The organism is Streptomyces sp. NPDC041135 (genome assembly GCF_055592085.1).
Genome location: NZ_JBVIYZ010000018.1, coordinates 99,335 through 114,719 on the forward strand (window position 1 = coordinate 99,335; position 15,385 = coordinate 114,719).

Sequence of the window (15,385 nt, forward strand, 5' to 3'; positions counted from 1 at the left end):
GACACCCGGCCAGCCTAAAGCCCTGCACCGACATCCGCCCCGGACCCGGAAGATCGGCCCCCGATTGGACCCCTGCCGCTTACCTTGGGACACCAGTGCGGCATCCTTGTGACAGATCACACTGTTTGGACCGTCCGGCAAAACGGGGAACACGGTCCCCTGGCACGTGGGGCAAGATCCCCTGAGCAGGTAATCCCCTGAGCAGGTCGACAAGGAGAGAACTCGTGGACGACGTCCTGCGGCGCAACCCGCTCTTCGCGGCACTCGACGACGAGCAGGCCGCGGAGCTGCGCGCCTCCATGAGTGAGGTGACCCTCGCACGCGGGGACTCCCTGTTCCACGAAGGTGACCCCGGCGACCGGCTGTACGTCGTCACCGAGGGCAAGGTCAAGCTGCACCGCACCTCCCCGGACGGCCGCGAGAACATGCTGGCCGTCGTCGGCCCCGGCGAGCTGATCGGCGAACTGTCGCTGTTCGACCCGGGCCCGCGTACGGCGACCGCGACCGCCCTGACCGAGGTCAAGCTGCTCGGCCTCGGGCACGGTGACCTCCAGCCCTGGCTGAACGCGCGCCCCGAGGTGGCCGGCGCCCTGCTGCGCGCCGTCGCCCGCCGCCTGCGCAAGACCAACGACGCCATGTCCGACCTGGTCTTCTCCGACGTTCCCGGCCGTGTGGCACGCGCCCTGCTGGACCTGTCCCGCCGCTTCGGCGTGCAGTCCGAGGAGGGCATCCACGTGGTGCACGACCTCACCCAGGAGGAGCTGGCCCAGCTGGTCGGCGCCTCCCGCGAGACGGTGAACAAGGCGCTGGCGGACTTCGCCCAGCGCGGCTGGCTGCGCCTGGAGGCGCGCGCGGTGATCCTGCTGGACGTCGAGCGGCTGGCCAAGCGCTCGCGCTGACCGTCCCCGTCCCCGGCCGGGCCCGTCCTCGGCCGGTCCGGTCCTCGGCCGGTCCGGTGGCGCGGAGCTAGAGCGTGTCCGACCGGCCCTGGATGAGCCCGTGGTCCTCGAGGTACTCCAGCTGGGCCCGTACCGACAGCTCGGCGGCGGGCCACAGGGAGCGGTCGACGTCCGCGTACACATGGGCGACGACCTCGGCCGGGGTGCGGTAGCCGTCCTCGACGGCCGTCTCCACCTGGGCGAGACGGTGGGCGCGGTGGGCGAGGTAGTACTCGACGACGCCCTGGGCGTCCTCCAGGACCGGCCCGTGCCCCGGCAGCACGACGTGCACGCCGTCGTCCACCGCCAGCGACCTCAGGCGCCGCAGCGAGTCCAGGTAGTCGCCCAGACGGCCGTCGGGATGCGCCACGACGGTCGTACCGCGCCCGAGGACGGTGTCCCCGGTCAGCACCGCCCGGTCGGCCGGGAGGTGGAAGGACAGCGAGTCCGCGGTGTGCCCGGGGGTGGGTACGACCCTCAGCTCAAGGCCGCCGACCGTGACCACGTCCCCGGCGGCCAGCCCCTCGTCGCCCAGCCGCAGCGCCGGGTCGAGCGCGCGCACCTTGGTGCCGGTCAGCTCCGCGAAGCGGGCGGCGCCCTCGGCGTGGTCGGGATGGCCGTGGGTGAGCAGGGTCAGGGCGACGCGCCGCCCCGCCCGCTCGGCGGTGTCGATGACGGCGCGAAGGTGGCCGTCGTCCAGCGGGCCCGGGTCGACGACGACGGCCAGGTCGGAGCCGGGTTCGGCGAGGAGCCAGGTGTTGGTGCCGTCCAGGGTCATCGCGGAGGCGTTGGGTGCCAGGACGTTCACGGCCCGGTCCGTGGCGGGGCCGGAGAGGACGGTGCCCCGGGGCTGTCCGGGCAGGGCCGCTGCGTCGGTCATGCGGGGCCTCCGGCGGACGGGACCTTTGAGACGTGCTTGGTGAACTCGTCGTGCCCCGGCCAGGACAGGACGATCTCGCCGTCCTGGAGGCGGGCCCGGGCCAGCACCGGCGTCATGTCGCGTGCGGGCGCCGCCGCGAGGGCCTCGGCGGCGGAGCCGTACGGGGCGAGCTGGCGCAGCGTGGAGATGGTGGGCGGCATCATCAGCAGCTCGCCCTCGTCGTACCCGGCGGCGGCCTCCCGCGGGCTGATCCACACCGTGCGGTCGGCCTCCGTGGAGGCGTTGCGGGTGCGCTGGCCCTGCGGGAGCGCGGCCACGAAGAACCAGGTGTCGTAGCGGCGGGACTCGAACTCGGGGGTGATCCAGCGGGTCCAGGCGCCCAGCAGGTCGGAGCGCAGGACCAGGCCCCGGCGGTCCAGGAACTCGGCGAACGACAGCTCACGGGCGACCAGGGCGGCACGGTCCGCCTCCCAGTCCTCGCCCGTGGTGTCGCCGACGACCGAGTCCGGGGAGGGCCCGGCGAGCAGCACGCCGGCCTCCTCGTACGTCTCCCGTACGGCCGCGCACACGATGGCCTGGGCGCCGCTCTCGTCGACACCGAGCCGGTCGGCCCACCACGCGCGCGTGGGCCCCGCCCAACGGACCTGCTGGTCGTCGTCGCGCGGGTCGACACCGCCGCCGGGATACGCGTACGCGCCCCCGGCGAAGGCCATGGAGGCGCGTCTGCGCAGCATGTGGACGGCAGGGCCGGCGGGCGTGTCCCTGAGCAGCATCACGGTCGCCGCACGCTTCGCGGGCACCGGGGTGAGGGTGCCGTCGGCGAGGGCACGGATGCGTTCCGGCCACTCCGGGGGGTACCACTGCCCATTCGCCTGCCCATTCGCCATGGCGGGAGGCTATCCCGTGCCGGGCGAATGTTCGAGAGGTGCCCGGTGCAGGTGGGGACGCCTGGCGGAGGCACCCGTTCGGCGGTCCGACAGCCCGGCAATCCGACAGCCCGGCGGTCGGATGATCCGACAGTCGGGCAGTCGAGTGATCCGGTGATCCGGCGATCCGGCGATCCGGCGATCCGCCGAGCCCGCGATCCGGCGGCCGACGATCCGAAAGCCGCCCGTTGCGGCCGGCCCGCCCGCCCGCCCCGCCCGGCTACTGCTCCAGCTCGACCTGGATCTCGATCTCCACCGGCGCGTCCAGCGGCAGTACGGCGACGCCCACCGCGCTGCGGGCGTGCACGCCCTTCTCGCCGAGGACCTGGCCGAGCAGTTCGCTGGCACCGTTGACGACACCGGGCTGGCCGGTGAAGTCGGCGGCCGAGGCGACGAAGCCGACGACCTTCACCACGCGCGCGATGCGGTCCAGGTCACCGGTGACGGACTTGACGGCGGCCAGGGCGTTCAGCGCGCAGGTGCGGGCCAGCTCCTTGGCCTCCTCCGCGGTGACCTCCGCGCCGACCTTGCCGGTGACCGGGAGCTTGCCCTGCACCATCGGCAGCTGGCCGGCGGTGTAGACGTAGACGCCGGAGCGCACGGCCGGCTGGTAGGAGGCCAGTGGCGGGACGACCTCCGGCAGGGTCAGACCGAGTTCGGCCAGCTTGTCCTCGACGGCGCCCATCACCGCTTCTCCCGCTTCAGGTAGGCCACGAGCTGCTCGGGGTTGTTCGGCCCGGGCACGACCTGGACGAGCTCCCAGCCGTCCTCGCCCCAGGTGTCCAGAATCTGCTTCGTGGCATGGACGAGCAGCGGCACGGTTGCGTATTCCCACTTGGTCATGTGGCCGACTGTAGCCGTTGTGGCGCATGGGGCAGGTGGCCGACCAGGGATGCCGTTATCCACAGCCTCCCGCGTGCGTGTCGGCGGGACTGGTTAGTCTCGAAGACGTGAGCAGGCTCCAGGTCGTCAGCGGCAAGGGCGGGACCGGAAAGACGACGGTCGCCGCCGCACTCGCGCTCGCCCTCGCCACCGAGGGGAAGCGGACACTCCTCGTGGAGGTGGAAGGCCGGCAGGGCATCGCACAGCTCTTCGAAACGGAGGCGTTGCCCTATGAGGAGCGGAAGATCGCGGTCGCTCCCGGCGGAGGCGAGGTGTACGCCCTCGCCATAGACCCCGAACTGGCCCTTCTGGACTACCTCCAGATGTTCTACAAGCTGGGCGGTGCGGGCCGGGCGTTGAAGAAGCTCGGCGCCATCGACTTCGCCACCACCGTCGCGCCGGGCCTCAGGGACGTCCTGCTGACCGGCAAGGCGTGCGAGGCGGTGCGCCGCAAGGACAAGCAGGGGCGGTTCGCGTACGACTACGTCGTCATGGACGCCCCGCCGACCGGCCGCGTCGCCCGCTTCCTCAACGTCAACGACGAGGTGGCGGGGCTGGCGAAGATCGGGCCCATACACAACCAGGCGCAGGCCGTGATGCGGGTGCTGAAATCCCCCGAGACGGCGGTGCACCTGGTGACGCTGCTGGAGGAGATGCCCGTCCAGGAGACCGCCGACGGCATCGCGGAACTGCGTGCCGCCCGTCTCCCGGTGGGCCGGGTCATCGTGAACATGGTCCGTCCGGAGGTGTTGGACGCGGCCGATCTGGAACTCGTACGGACGGTGCCGCGCGCCTCCGTGGCCCGGGCCCTGTCGGCGGCCGGTCTGGGCGGGGCGCGCCGGGGCGGCAACGCCGAGCGGCTGGTGGACCCACTGCTGGACCAGGCCGCGGAGTACGCCGAGCGGTACGCGCTGGAGCAGGAGCAGCGGGCGGTGCTGGGCGAGCTGGCCCTGCCGATGCACGAACTGCCGCTGTTCGCCGAGGGCATGGACCTGGCGGGCCTGTACGAACTCGCCACCGAGCTGGGGAAGCAGGGGTTGTCATGAGTCCGGAACCGGAACCGGCGGAGGCGGAGGCGGAGGGCACCGCCCGCCCCCGTCTCTCCCCCGCGCGCGTGCTCGACGTGGACCCGCTGCTGGACGACCCGGGGACCCGGATCGTGGTGTGCTGCGGCTCGGGCGGGGTCGGCAAGACGACGACCGCGGCGGCGCTGGGTCTGCGGGCGGCCGAGCGGGGCCGCAAGGTGGTCGTCCTCACGATCGACCCGGCCCGCCGGCTGGCCCAGTCGATGGGCATCGACTCCCTCGACAACGTCCCGCGCCGGGTGAAGGGCACCGAGGGCGACGGCGAGCTGCACGCCATGATGCTCGACATGAAGCGCACCTTCGACGAGGTCGTCGAGGCGCACGCGGACTCCGAGCGGGCGGCGGCGATCCTGTCGAACCCGTTCTACCAGTCGCTCTCGGCGGGCTTCGCGGGCACGCAGGAGTACATGGCGATGGAGAAGCTCGGGCAGCTGCGGGCCCGGGACGAGTGGGACCTGATCGTCGTCGACACCCCGCCCTCGCGTTCGGCGCTGGACTTCCTGGACGCGCCCAAGCGGCTCGGCTCGTTCCTGGACGGGCGGCTGATCCGGCTGCTGACCGCGCCGGCGAAGCTGGGCGGGCGGGCCGGGATGAAGTTCCTCAACGTCGGCATGTCGATGATGACCGGCACGCTCGGCAAGCTGCTGGGCGGTCAGCTGCTGAAGGACGTCCAGACGTTCGTGGCGGCGATGGACACCACCTTCGGCGGGTTCCGCACGCGCGCGGACGCCACGTACAAACTGCTCCAGGCGCCCGGCACGGCGTTCGTGGTGGTGGCGGCGCCGGAACGGGACGCGCTGCGCGAGGCGGCGTACTTCGTGCAGCGGCTGGCCGCGGAGGACATGCCGCTGGTGGGTCTGGTGCTCAACCGGGTCCACGGCAGCGGGGCCGGCCGGCTGTCGGCCGAGCGTGCGCTCGCCGCCGCGGAAAATCTTGCGGAAGCCCGCATTGTGGATCAGGGGGGCGGGAAAGCAAGACTTCGTAACTCTCCCGACACACAAGGCAGTTCAGAGTCCCCCCACTCTGGCTTCCCCACGGCTGCGCCGTCCGCCCCGCCCGAGGGTTCGGCGCGTTCGGCTCGTTCGGCTCCGGAGACGGAGCAGTCCGTCGAGCAACTCGCCGCGGGCCTGCTGAGGCTGCACGCCGAGCGGATGCGGCTGCTCTCCCGTGAGCAGCACACGCGTGACCGCTTCACCGCGCGCCACCCCGAGGTCGCCGTGGTGGAAGTGGCCGCGCTGCCCGGCGATGTGCACGACCTCGCGGGGCTGCGGAAGATCGGTGACCGGCTCGCGGCCGGCCGACCGGAACTGGGCCAGGAGCAGGACCTGGAACAGGAGCAGAGCCAAGAGCTGGACCAGGAGCCCGGCCAGGAGCCGAGCTAGAGGTATCCGCGGCAGGCGTGCCCACGCCACGCGGGCCCGGGGCCACCGCCCGCGTCAGGGCGATCCCTGGGCGCGACGCGCCCACGCCGGGCGCAGCGCACCCGCACCCGCACTCGCCGCACCCGCGCCGGATGCGTGCCGTACCGGATGCGTTGCCGCGCCGGATGCGTTGCCGCGCCGGATGCGCGTCGGACGCGTGCCGTGTGCGGCGCGCTCAGCTGACGGCCGCGTAGTTCTCGTACACCTCGTCGTTGTCGAGGGGTACGATCCCGGACCCGCGCTCGTACTCCGAACGCGCGGTCTCCAGGAGCCGGCGCCAGGAGGTCACCGTGGGCCGCCTGCGCAACAACGCGCGGCGCTCCCGCTCCGTCATGCCTCCCCACACGCCGAACTCGACGCGGTTGTCCAGCGCGTCGGCCAGGCACTCGGTCCGCACCGGGCACCCGGTGCACACCGCCTTGGCCCTGTTCTGCGCTGCTCCCTGAACGAACAGTTCATCCGGATCGGTAGTGCGGCAGGCAGCCTGCGCACTCCAGTCGGTTACCCAGCCCATACCGGCGCCGTCCTCTCCCGAATCGAGGCTCCCCCACGGCGGCAGCGGCATATTCACCGCCGCCAGTTGAGGACGTTACGGAAGGTGGGCACAGCGCAACACCCCCTTCGGGCCCAATCTTGAATGGCCCGAACGGACTATGGGTAAGCGGCAGATCACCCGCGGGAGTGAGCTGGTGACATGCGTGATCATTCCGGCAAACCGGTACAGCCGCGGTGTGTCACAACGGACGCCGGGTGACACACGAGGCGGATTCGGACACGCCGCCATCAGAGAATTCGGGGTACTTCCGGAACGATTCGGGGTCGTCGGACGTATTGATACGTGACCGCGGGGCTGTGACAGTTGAGAGCAGCTTAGGCCAAGGCCTGCGGGCGTGTCCGGCGAATGGAAACGTAGGCAGGTCAGGTGGCCGCGCCGCGCCCTGCCCCGCGGGTCACCGCGCCCAGCCCTGCCCTGATGCGCGACGCCTGCGCTGCGGATCGCCGTGCTGTGGCCGGTTCTGAGGCGCCCCCTGTAGCGCGCCAGGCCTCCCGCCCGGGGTGCCTCCCGCCCGGGATGTCACGATCCGGCACCCGAACATCCCGAGAATCGGGCGCTCCATCGGAACCCTCAGCGGTACGGATTAGGCTGCCCCCATGGCAAAGAAGCGCTCGGGCGGTGGTCTGTCACCAACGCAGCAGGCCGCGAAGTTCCTCGGTGTCAGTGTGCTCGCGGGAGCCGTGATGGCGGGCATCGCGCTGCCCGCGGCCGGCGCGCTGGGCCTCGCGGCCAAGGGCTCGGTCCAGGGCTTCGACGACATCCCGGCCAACCTGAAGAGTCCACGGCTCAGTCAGCGCACCACCATCCTGGACAACCAGGGCAACCAGATCGCCATGGTCTACTCGCGCGACCGCACGGTCGTCGACCTCAAGAGCATCTCGCCCTACATGCAGAAGGCGATCGTCGCGATCGAGGACTCGCGCTTCTACCAGCACGGCGCGATCGACCTCAAGGGCGTCCTGCGCGCCCTGAACAAGAACGCGCAGAGCGGCGGGGTCGCCGAGGGCGCCTCCACCCTCACCCAGCAGCTGGTGAAGAACTACTTCATCGAGGAGGCCGGTGACGACCCGACCAAGGTCGCCGAGGCCACCCAGCAGACGCTCGGCCGCAAGGTCCGCGAGCTGAAGTACGCGATCCAGATCGAGGAGAAGCTGGGCAAGAAGAAGATCCTCGAGAACTACCTGAACATCACCTTCTTCGGCGAGCAGGCCTACGGCGTGGAGGCCGCCGCCCAGCGCTACTTCTCCAAGCACGCCAAGGACCTCAACCTCCAGCAGTCGGCGCTGCTCGCCGGCATCGTCCAGTCCCCGAGCCGCTACGACCCGGTGAACGACGAGGCCGAGGCCACCAAGCGGCGCAACGTCGTCCTGGAGCGCATGGCGGAGACCGGCGACATCTCCCAGGCGGAGGCCGACGCGGCCAAGGAGAAGCCGCTCGGGCTGCACACGAGCCAGCCGAAGAACGGCTGCATCACCGCCACCAAGGGCGCCGGCTTCTTCTGCGACTACGTCCGCCAGGTCTTCCTGACCGACCCGGTCTTCGGCAAGACCCGGGAGGCGCGGGCCAAGGTCTGGAACCAGGGCGGCCTGACGATCCGTACGACACTCGATCCGCAGGCCCAGGACTCGGTGCAGGCGTCGATCAAGGAGCACGTCTACAAGAGCGACCCCGTGGCGACCGCGGCCACCGTCGTGGAGCCCGGCACCGGCAAGATCCTGGCGATGGGCCAGTCCCGGCCGTACGGCTTCGGCAAGAACGAGACGCAGATCAACCTGTCCGTGGACCAGGGCATGGGCGGCGGCGCCGGTTACCAGCCCGGCTCCACGTTCAAGCCGATCGTGGCCGCCGCGGCCCTGGAGGGCGGCAAACCGGCGACGCAGCAGTACGCGTCCCCGTACCAGATGCCGTACCCGAACTCGGTCCCCGCCTGCGACGGCAAGACCTGGCGCAACGACCCCAACAAGCCCGCCAAGCTGACGAACGAGAACGAGTCCGAGCACGGGCCGTACGGCATGAAGGAAGCGACCGCCAAGTCGGTCAACACCTACTACGTGCAGCTGATCAGCGACATCGGCATCTGCCCGGTCGTCGACATGGCGAAGAAGATGGGCGTGGACCGCGCGGACGGCCGCACGATCCAGCAGAACCCGTCCATCGCGCTGGGTACGCAGGAGATGTCCCCGCTGACGATGGCGAACGCGTACGCCACCTTCGCCTCGCGCGGCATGTACTGCACGCCGGTCGCCATCGAGTCGATCACGCAGACCGTCGGCACCGAGAAGAAGTCGCTGCCGGTGCCGAAGTCGACCTGCTCGCGCGCGATGTCGGAGACCACCGCGGACACCGTCAGCACGCTGCTGAAGGGCGTGGTCGAGGACGGCACCGGTCAGCAGGCCGGCCTCGGCAGCCGCCCGAGCGCGGGCAAGACCGGTACGACGGACTTCCGCTTCGCGGCCTGGTTCGTCGGCTACACGCCCAACATGGCGGGCGCGGTCTGGGTCGGCGACCCGGCCCACGACCGGCGGATGGTCAACATCAGCATCGGCGGCATCCCGCACGCCAAGGTCTACGGCGGTGAGGTCCCCGGCCCCATCTGGCGCGACATGATGTCCGGCGCCCTGGAGGGCAAGCCCGCCCCGGACTTCCACCTCGTCGACATCCCGGACCCCGACACGGACAACGGCGGCGACGGCAACGGCGGCGGCAACGGCCGTATCGACGGCGACAACGGTGACGGCCACGGCAACGGCAACGGGGGCGGCAACGGAGGCGCCAACGACGGGTTCATCGGCGGCCTGACGACCGACGGCGCGACCGGCGGGACGACCGACGGCGGCACGAACGGCGGCACCTTCCCCTCCCCGACGATCTCCATCCCGGAGAACTTCATCGAGGGCCAGACGGACGGCGGCCACAACGGCAACGGCGGCGGCTGGGGCTGACCGCCGGGTTCGACGGCGTACGGCAGCGGGGCCGCTCCCGGTCAAGTGACCGGGAGCGGCCCCGCCGGCTGCTCAGCCCTGGAGGAGCTGCTTCACCACCGCGGCGACGCGGCCGCCCTCGGCCAGGCCGGCCACCTTCGGGTTCACGATCTTCATGACGGCACCCATGGCGCGCGGCCCCTCGGCACCGGCCGCCTTCGCCTCCTCGACGGCCTGCGTGACGATCGCGCGCAGTTCCTCGTCGCTGAGCTGCTTGGGCAGGTACGCGGCCAGCACCTCGCCCTCCGCCTTCTCCCGCTCGGCCTGCTCGGCACGACCACCCTGTGCGAAGGCCTCGGCCGCCTCGCGGCGCTTCTTGGCCTCCTTGGTGATCACCTTCTGGACCTCGTCGTCGGACAGCTCGCGCTTCTGCTTGCCCGCGACCTCCTCCTTGGTGATCGCGGTGAGGGTCAGCCGGAGCGTCGAGGAGCGCAGCTCGTCGCGCTCCTTGATCGCGGCGTTGAGGTCGTCCTGCAGCTTCGACTTGAGCGTGGTGGTCATGGCACCGATTGTCGCAGGTGCGCCGACCGGAACGCCCAGGATTTAGGGCCGCCGGACCGGGCCTCCGCCATCCGCCCCCGCGTCTGACACGATGGCCGTATGCGCGCGCGATACGGAGTACCTCTGGGAATCGCGGCGGCTGGTGCCGCCGGTCTGGTGTACGCGGCGGGCTTCGAGGCCCGCTCCTTCCGCCTCCGCCGGGTCACGGTCCCGGTACTGCCCCCGGGGATGCGGCCCCTGCGCGTCCTCCAAGTCTCCGACATCCACATGGTCGGCGGCCAGCGGAAGAAGCAGCGCTGGCTGCGCTCACTGGCGGGACTGCGGCCCGACTTCGTGATCAACACCGGTGACAACCTGTCCGACCCCGAGGGCGTCCCGGAGGTCTTGGACGCGCTCGGCCCCCTGATGGAGTTCCCGGGCGCGTACGTCTTCGGCTCCAACGACTACTACGGCCCCAAACTCCGCAACCCGGCCCGGTACTTGCTGGAGAAGACCAGCGGCCGCCACGGCCTGAACGGCAACCCGCCCGCCGTCGGCGCGATCCACAACCCCTGGGAGGACCTCAGGGACGGCTTCGATGCGGCCGGCTGGCTGAACCTGACGAACACCCGGGGTGTGCTGAAGGTGGAGGGCGCGTCCGTGGAGCTGACGGGCCTGGACGACCCGCACATCAAGCGCGACCGCTACCCCCAGGTGGCCGGCGGCCCGTCCGCCACCGCCGACTTCTCGATGGGCGTGGTCCACGCGCCGTACCTGCGCGTCCTGGACGCGTACGCGGCGGACGGCTACCCCCTGATCCTCGCCGGCCACACCCACGGCGGGCAGCTGTGCATCCCCTTCTACGGCGCCCTGGTCACCAACTGCGACATCGACACCGACCGGGTGAAGGGCCTGTCGACGCACACGGCGGAGGGCCGTACGTCCTATCTGCACGTCTCGGCGGGCTGCGGCACGAACCGCTACACGCCGGTACGGTTCGCGTGCCCGCCGGAGGCGACACTGCTGACGCTGGTGGGACGGGAGTAACCGCAGGGAGCACAGGGGCAGGGGTTCACGGGAGCACCAGGAGCACGGGAGCAAGGCGGGGCGGGCAGGACGAGGCGAGACGAGGCGAGACGAGGCGACGTAACCCACTCGGACGCCCCCGAATCGCCCCATACCGCTCCCCTCCCTAGCGTGAGGGCATGACCGCCCCGATACCCAGGGACATCCCGGATCTGCCCGCGGTGCCCCGTTCCCCCGCGCTGCTGCCCTCGGCGGTTCCCGCCACGGCGGTGGTGACCCCCTACCGGCGCCCGCTGACCGCCGCGTTCCGTGCCCTGACCGCGCTGGCCGCGGCCGGGGGCGTGGCCCTCCAGTTCCTGGTGGGCACCCCGGGCCGCACCCTGAGCCACTTCAGCATCCAGAGCAACATCCTGCTGGCCCTGGTCATGCTCGCGTCGGCCCACCGCGCCTGGCGGGCCCGCCGCCCGATCCCCTCCGCCGTGACCGGCGCGGCGCTGCTCTACGTCCTGATCACCGCGCTGGTCTACCACCTGCTCCTCGCCCACGCCTCGCCCCCCTTCTCCATGACCGGCGCGGAGACGGCACCGCAGCGGTTCCACGCCCAGTGGGCGGCGCTCCAGGTACTCCATGTGCTGGTGCCGGCGGCGGCACTCCTGGACTGGCTCCTCCTCACCGCCCCGGGCCGCCTGCACCTGCGCCAGATCGCCGGCTGGCTCCTCTACCCCCTCGCCTACCTGGCCTTCTGCCTGGTCCGAGGGGAACTGATCGTCCCCGGAGCCTCGGGCCGCTACCTCTATCCCTTCCTCGACGTGGACGAGCACGGCTACCGCAGCGTCCTGGCCAACGCCCTCCTCCTGGGCCTCGCCGTCTACGCCCTGGCCGTCCTCCTGGTGGCCCTGGACCACACCCGCCCGAACCCGGTCCGCCGCCCCGCCAAAACCGGATTTCGTCTCCAGCCACCAGTGGGCTAAAGTAAACGATGTCGCCGCCGCAAGCGGTGACATCGGGGTGTAGCGCAGCTTGGCAGCGCGCTTCGTTCGGGACGAAGAGGTCGTGGGTTCAAATCCCGCCACCCCGACAGCCGAAACAGCAGGTAGACCACCTAGGAACGTTCCTAGGTGGTCTTCTTGTTTCTGCCTGCGTGTCTATCTGAGTGACTACCGCTTCCCGCGTGCCTACGGTCGCCGTTCCCGCGTGCCGAAGATGCCGTCCATGACCACGGCGCCGGTCTGGATCACGGGTCGGATCTGCTTCCGGTACACCTCCTCGGTCACGGCCGTCCCCGAGTGTCCGACGAGCCGCGAGATCTCCTCCAGCGGGACCCCCCGGTCGGAGAGCAGGGACACGAAGCTGTGCCGCAGCTCCCGCGGCGTCCACTCGTCGGCGTTGATCCCGTCGATGCCCTTGAGCGCCTGGCGGAAGGCGCGGCGAACGTTGGCGGCGTCGAGCGGCCTGCCCACGGCCGAGGAGAAGACGAGCCCGTGTTCCTCCCACTCCTCCCCAGCGGCGAGCCGGTCCCACCGATGTACACGACGCCGATCGTCATCAGCGCCTCACCGCTGATGGCGTCCTTCGCGATCTCGCCCGACTGCCGGTCGCGGACCTTGGGCTCAGGCGCCTCGGTCAGCAGGATGGTCGCGGCCGAGGTCTCCACACGGATGGTGCGCAAGGCTTCTTCCTATCTACTCGTCTAGACAAGATGCATCCTTCGAACCCGACTTCGCCGGGAACGGGAACCACCTTGCCACACGACTTGCCCACTCGTCTATACGAGTATGCGTGTCGAGGTGTACGAGTCCGGAGAAGTGGCCTCGCGCACCGCCGATCAGGTCGCCGGAAGCTGGTAGGAGAGAACGTACGCGTCCGCCGCCATCACCGTGTCGCAGACCTCCACGGCCCGCCCCGCGGTGTCGAAGGCCGTACGGATCAGGTGGATCACCGGCACACCGGAAGCCAGTTGCAGCGTCTTCACCTCGGACGGCGAGGGCATCCGGGCCCGGATCTCCTCCTCGAAGTGGTCGAGCTGGTGGCCCAGCTCCTCCAGGCGGGCGTAGATGCCGCCGGGGCCAGGATTGGGCTCGGCGATCTGCGTACCGCGGGCGATGTCGAGCGGGAGGTAGGAGGTGGCGAACTCGACCGGCCGGCCGTCGAGCAGGTACCGGCGACGCCGGGCGAGTACGCGCCGCACGGAACCGAGCCGGGCAGAGATGTCCTGGCTGGCCTTTTCCTCCTTGACCTCCAGGCTGTCGACCTTCGGGTGACCGCCGGCGGCGTCGGCCTCCACGATGAACGCGGACTTCCCCTGCTCACGGTGGCGCCGGGCGAACCGGTCGGAGGCGAGCCGACGCACGGGAGGGCGGGGACGGACGAAGACGCCCTTGCCGTGCTCGGCGTGTACCAGGCCCTCGCCCTGGAGGATCGAGAAGGAGTTCCGGACCGTCATCCGGGAAACTCCGTAGTGCTCGACCAGCTCAGCCTCGGAGGGCAGCTTCTCCCCCTCCTTGAATCGCCCACGGTCGATGGCTTCGCGCAGTTGGTCGGCGATCTGCCGGAAGACCGCACGATCACTGGTCGGGTCGAGGCCGCCGAGAATGCTCGGTAGGGACGCCATGCGTACTCCTTTAGGTATCTAGACGAGTGGGCGAGTCTTGTTGCTACGGTGGAGAGCCTAGTCAGCCGAGAGGGCCGAGGAACGTGAGCACTGAACGCCCGCACTCCGTGAGCGTCGCCGGGGTCATCGTCGATGACCAAGGCCGGGCCCTCCTGATCAAGCGCCGCGACAACGGTAAGTGGGAGCCCCCGGGCGGGGTCCTCGAACGCGAGGAAACCATCCCCGAAGCCCTTCAGCGTGAGGTCCTCGAAGAAACCGGCATCAAGATCGCACTTCCCGCGACCCTGACCGGCATCTACAAGAACATGACGGGCCTGATCGTCTCTCTCGTCTTCCGTTGCCAGGCAGCCGACGGCACTCCGACCACCGGGGATGAGACCCGCGCGCTGCATTGGGCCACCCGCGAAGAAGTCAACGAACTCGCCGACGAGGCGTACGCGGTCCGCGTCCTTGACGCACTCGACGCGGCGTCCCCGCCGCCCATTCGCGCCCATGACGGCGTGAAACTCGTCTAGCCCGAACCCGCTGCACATGGCGGCCTACCAGCACGAAGGAACTTGTATGCACGAGTATACGAGTATAACCCGGGTCTGGGGACTGTCTTGCCCAGGTTTCCCGGAAGAGGTCAGCCGGGCCCGCCGCTGGACGCGCGACATCTTGCGCGGCTCTCCTCTGGCCGACGACGCCGAGCTGATCGTGAGCGAGCTGAGCACCAACGCGATCCTCCACACGGCCAGTGGCATGCGGTCGGGCAGCTTTCATCTGGCACTCGCGGTCTCGTCGCAGGTGGTCGCCCTGTCGGTCATGGACGAGGGGAGCACCGGTACGGCGCCGAAGGTCGGGCACCAGGACGAGCGGGCCGAGCACGGCCGGGGCCTGAGCATGGTCAGCGCAATCGCTCACCGAGTCGTCGTCCACGACAGTCCCGGCGGGTACACCGTCACCGCGGAACTCTTCCCCCAGGCCGGGCCGGCGGGAGGGCACCCATGTTGATGCCCGCACTTCCCGTACCGCCGAGGACGGACAGAAGCCTCCTCCTCTGCCAGTGCCGAGCCGCCGCCTACCCGCTGGACGAGGTCCGTTCCATCCCGTTGGGATCACGCGATGCCACGAGCCCACGCCTGGCACTGCGCTGTTTACGAGAGCGCACGCAGGACATCACCGACCAGCTCGACGCCCCGTACGCACAGCCGGGCCTGCACTGGCTGACGGACGAAGCCGAACACGAACGAGCCCTCGCCTACATGACCGGCGGCACGGGCTACCAACTCACCCTCCACGACGAGAGCACCCGTTACGTGTTGCTGGCCTACCCGGTGAGAGTGAAGTCATGAACGGGCCCACCCGCGGCTTCTGGTGCGAATGCTGGACCGAGGATGCCGCCGGCGCGGAAGCGCCGAGGCGCCTGGCGTCGTTCGATGCGTACTCGGCACCTCAGGCAGACCGATGGGTCGCTATCGCGCTTCGCGCCATCTCGCCGGCACTCGACTCCGACGCATCAGACTGTCGGTGAACTTCGAAAGCTGACCCGGTGCTCGACTCCGAAGATGGACCCCCGGTCGGTCAGTTGATGTTGTTCATTCCCCTGCGTTGGCGGGT

Annotated in this window: 16 protein-coding genes, 1 tRNA gene and 2 pseudogenes; 10 read left to right on the forward strand and 9 right to left on the reverse strand. The window is 70.4% G+C overall.

Annotation, left to right across the window (positions count from 1 at the left end):
* The first annotated feature begins 224 nt into the window (after nt 1-224).
* On the forward strand, nt 225-899 hold the full coding sequence (locus ACZ6CZ_RS29610) for a Crp/Fnr family transcriptional regulator (protein ID WP_014674022.1): 675 nt from the start codon (nt 225-227) through the stop codon (nt 897-899).
* Between the two features lie 67 nt (nt 900-966).
* On the opposite strand, the gene ACZ6CZ_RS29615 is transcribed toward ACZ6CZ_RS29610, so the two are convergent.
* From ACZ6CZ_RS29615 to ACZ6CZ_RS29630, 4 genes are all read right to left on the reverse strand, one after another.
* Complete coding sequence (locus ACZ6CZ_RS29615; protein ID WP_469027257.1) at nt 967-1,818, reverse strand: MBL fold metallo-hydrolase; 852 nt, start codon at nt 1,816-1,818, stop codon at nt 967-969.
* Nucleotides 1,815-2,705 carry an NUDIX hydrolase gene (locus ACZ6CZ_RS29620; protein WP_469027260.1) on the reverse strand — a complete coding sequence of 297 codons (891 nt, stop codon included), beginning with the start codon at nt 2,703-2,705 and terminating at the stop codon, nt 1,815-1,817. Before ACZ6CZ_RS29620 ends, ACZ6CZ_RS29615 begins: the two co-directional genes overlap by 4 nt.
* A 259-nt stretch (nt 2,706-2,964) precedes the next feature.
* Nucleotides 2,965-3,429, reverse strand: coding sequence for a RidA family protein (locus tag ACZ6CZ_RS29625; RefSeq protein ID WP_469027262.1), 465 nt, complete (start codon nt 3,427-3,429; stop codon nt 2,965-2,967).
* On the reverse strand, nt 3,429-3,587 hold the full coding sequence (locus ACZ6CZ_RS29630) for a DUF4177 domain-containing protein (protein WP_010470378.1): 159 nt from the start codon (nt 3,585-3,587) through the stop codon (nt 3,429-3,431). Before ACZ6CZ_RS29630 ends, ACZ6CZ_RS29625 begins: the two co-directional genes overlap by 1 nt.
* Before the next feature lie 107 nt (nt 3,588-3,694).
* Here ACZ6CZ_RS29630 and bagA point away from each other — a divergent pair, with 107 nt between their 5' ends.
* Both bagA and bagB read left to right on the forward strand, forming a co-directional pair.
* Nucleotides 3,695-4,672, forward strand: a complete 978-nt coding sequence (gene bagA / locus ACZ6CZ_RS29635) for an ATPase BagA (RefSeq protein ID WP_469027265.1) — start codon at nt 3,695-3,697, stop codon at nt 4,670-4,672.
* Entirely contained in the window at nt 4,669-6,093 is a 1,425-nt protein-coding gene (gene bagB, locus ACZ6CZ_RS29640; RefSeq protein WP_469027267.1) for an ATPase BagB, read from the forward strand. Before bagA ends, bagB begins: the two co-directional genes overlap by 4 nt.
* A 214-nt stretch (nt 6,094-6,307) precedes the next feature.
* Here bagB and wblA read toward each other — a convergent pair whose 3' ends face one another.
* On the reverse strand, nt 6,308-6,646 hold the full coding sequence (gene wblA, locus ACZ6CZ_RS29645) for a transcriptional regulator WblA (RefSeq protein WP_469027302.1): 339 nt from the start codon (nt 6,644-6,646) through the stop codon (nt 6,308-6,310).
* 638 nt (nt 6,647-7,284) lie between these two features.
* Here wblA and ACZ6CZ_RS29650 point away from each other — a divergent pair.
* Nucleotides 7,285-9,630, forward strand: a complete 2,346-nt coding sequence (locus ACZ6CZ_RS29650; protein WP_469027270.1) for a transglycosylase domain-containing protein — start codon at nt 7,285-7,287, stop codon at nt 9,628-9,630.
* 72 nt (nt 9,631-9,702) lie between these two features.
* On the opposite strand, the gene ACZ6CZ_RS29655 is transcribed toward ACZ6CZ_RS29650, so the two are convergent.
* The gene (locus ACZ6CZ_RS29655) at nt 9,703-10,170 is read right to left on the reverse strand and encodes a GatB/YqeY domain-containing protein (protein WP_469027272.1); all 468 of its coding nucleotides are present in this window, start codon (nt 10,168-10,170) and stop codon (nt 9,703-9,705) included.
* A gap of 99 nt (nt 10,171-10,269) precedes the next feature.
* Here ACZ6CZ_RS29655 and ACZ6CZ_RS29660 point away from each other — a divergent pair, with 99 nt between their 5' ends.
* From ACZ6CZ_RS29660 to ACZ6CZ_RS29670, 3 genes are all read left to right on the forward strand, one after another.
* A complete protein-coding gene (locus ACZ6CZ_RS29660) occupies nt 10,270-11,196 on the forward strand; it encodes a metallophosphoesterase (RefSeq protein ID WP_469027274.1) in 927 nt (308 codons plus the stop codon).
* Between the two features lie 158 nt (nt 11,197-11,354).
* Entirely contained in the window at nt 11,355-12,146 is a 792-nt protein-coding gene (locus ACZ6CZ_RS29665; RefSeq protein ID WP_469027276.1) for a Pr6Pr family membrane protein, read from the forward strand.
* A 33-nt stretch (nt 12,147-12,179) separates the two neighbouring features.
* A tRNA-Pro gene (locus ACZ6CZ_RS29670) sits at nt 12,180-12,253 on the forward strand.
* A gap of 97 nt (nt 12,254-12,350) precedes the next feature.
* Here ACZ6CZ_RS29670 and ACZ6CZ_RS29675 read toward each other — a convergent pair.
* The 3 genes and pseudogenes from ACZ6CZ_RS29675 to ACZ6CZ_RS29685 form a co-directional block, all read right to left on the reverse strand.
* Nucleotides 12,351-12,695 (reverse strand): annotated as a pseudogene (locus tag ACZ6CZ_RS29675) (tyrosine-type recombinase/integrase); the annotation flags it as partial.
* A 2-nt stretch (nt 12,696-12,697) separates the two neighbouring features.
* Nucleotides 12,698-12,844 (reverse strand): annotated as a pseudogene (locus tag ACZ6CZ_RS29680) (SCO3933 family regulatory protein); the annotation flags it as partial.
* A 156-nt stretch (nt 12,845-13,000) separates the two neighbouring features.
* On the reverse strand, nt 13,001-13,786 hold the full coding sequence (locus ACZ6CZ_RS29685; RefSeq protein ID WP_469027278.1) for a GntR family transcriptional regulator: 786 nt from the start codon (nt 13,784-13,786) through the stop codon (nt 13,001-13,003).
* A 107-nt stretch (nt 13,787-13,893) separates the two neighbouring features.
* Between ACZ6CZ_RS29685 and ACZ6CZ_RS29690 the strand changes: the two genes are divergently transcribed.
* From ACZ6CZ_RS29690 to ACZ6CZ_RS29700, 3 genes are all read left to right on the forward strand, one after another.
* Nucleotides 13,894-14,301 (forward strand): NUDIX hydrolase, encoded by a 408-nt coding sequence (locus ACZ6CZ_RS29690; protein ID WP_469027305.1) that lies wholly within the window; start codon nt 13,894-13,896, stop codon nt 14,299-14,301.
* Nucleotides 14,302-14,347: 46 nt separating this feature from the next.
* Nucleotides 14,348-14,779 (forward strand): ATP-binding protein, encoded by a 432-nt coding sequence (locus ACZ6CZ_RS29695; RefSeq protein WP_469027281.1) that lies wholly within the window; start codon nt 14,348-14,350, stop codon nt 14,777-14,779.
* Nucleotides 14,780-14,877: 98 nt separating this feature from the next.
* Entirely contained in the window at nt 14,878-15,120 is a 243-nt protein-coding gene (locus ACZ6CZ_RS29700) for a hypothetical protein (protein WP_469027283.1), read from the forward strand.
* The last annotated feature ends 265 nt before the right edge of the window (nt 15,121-15,385 follow it).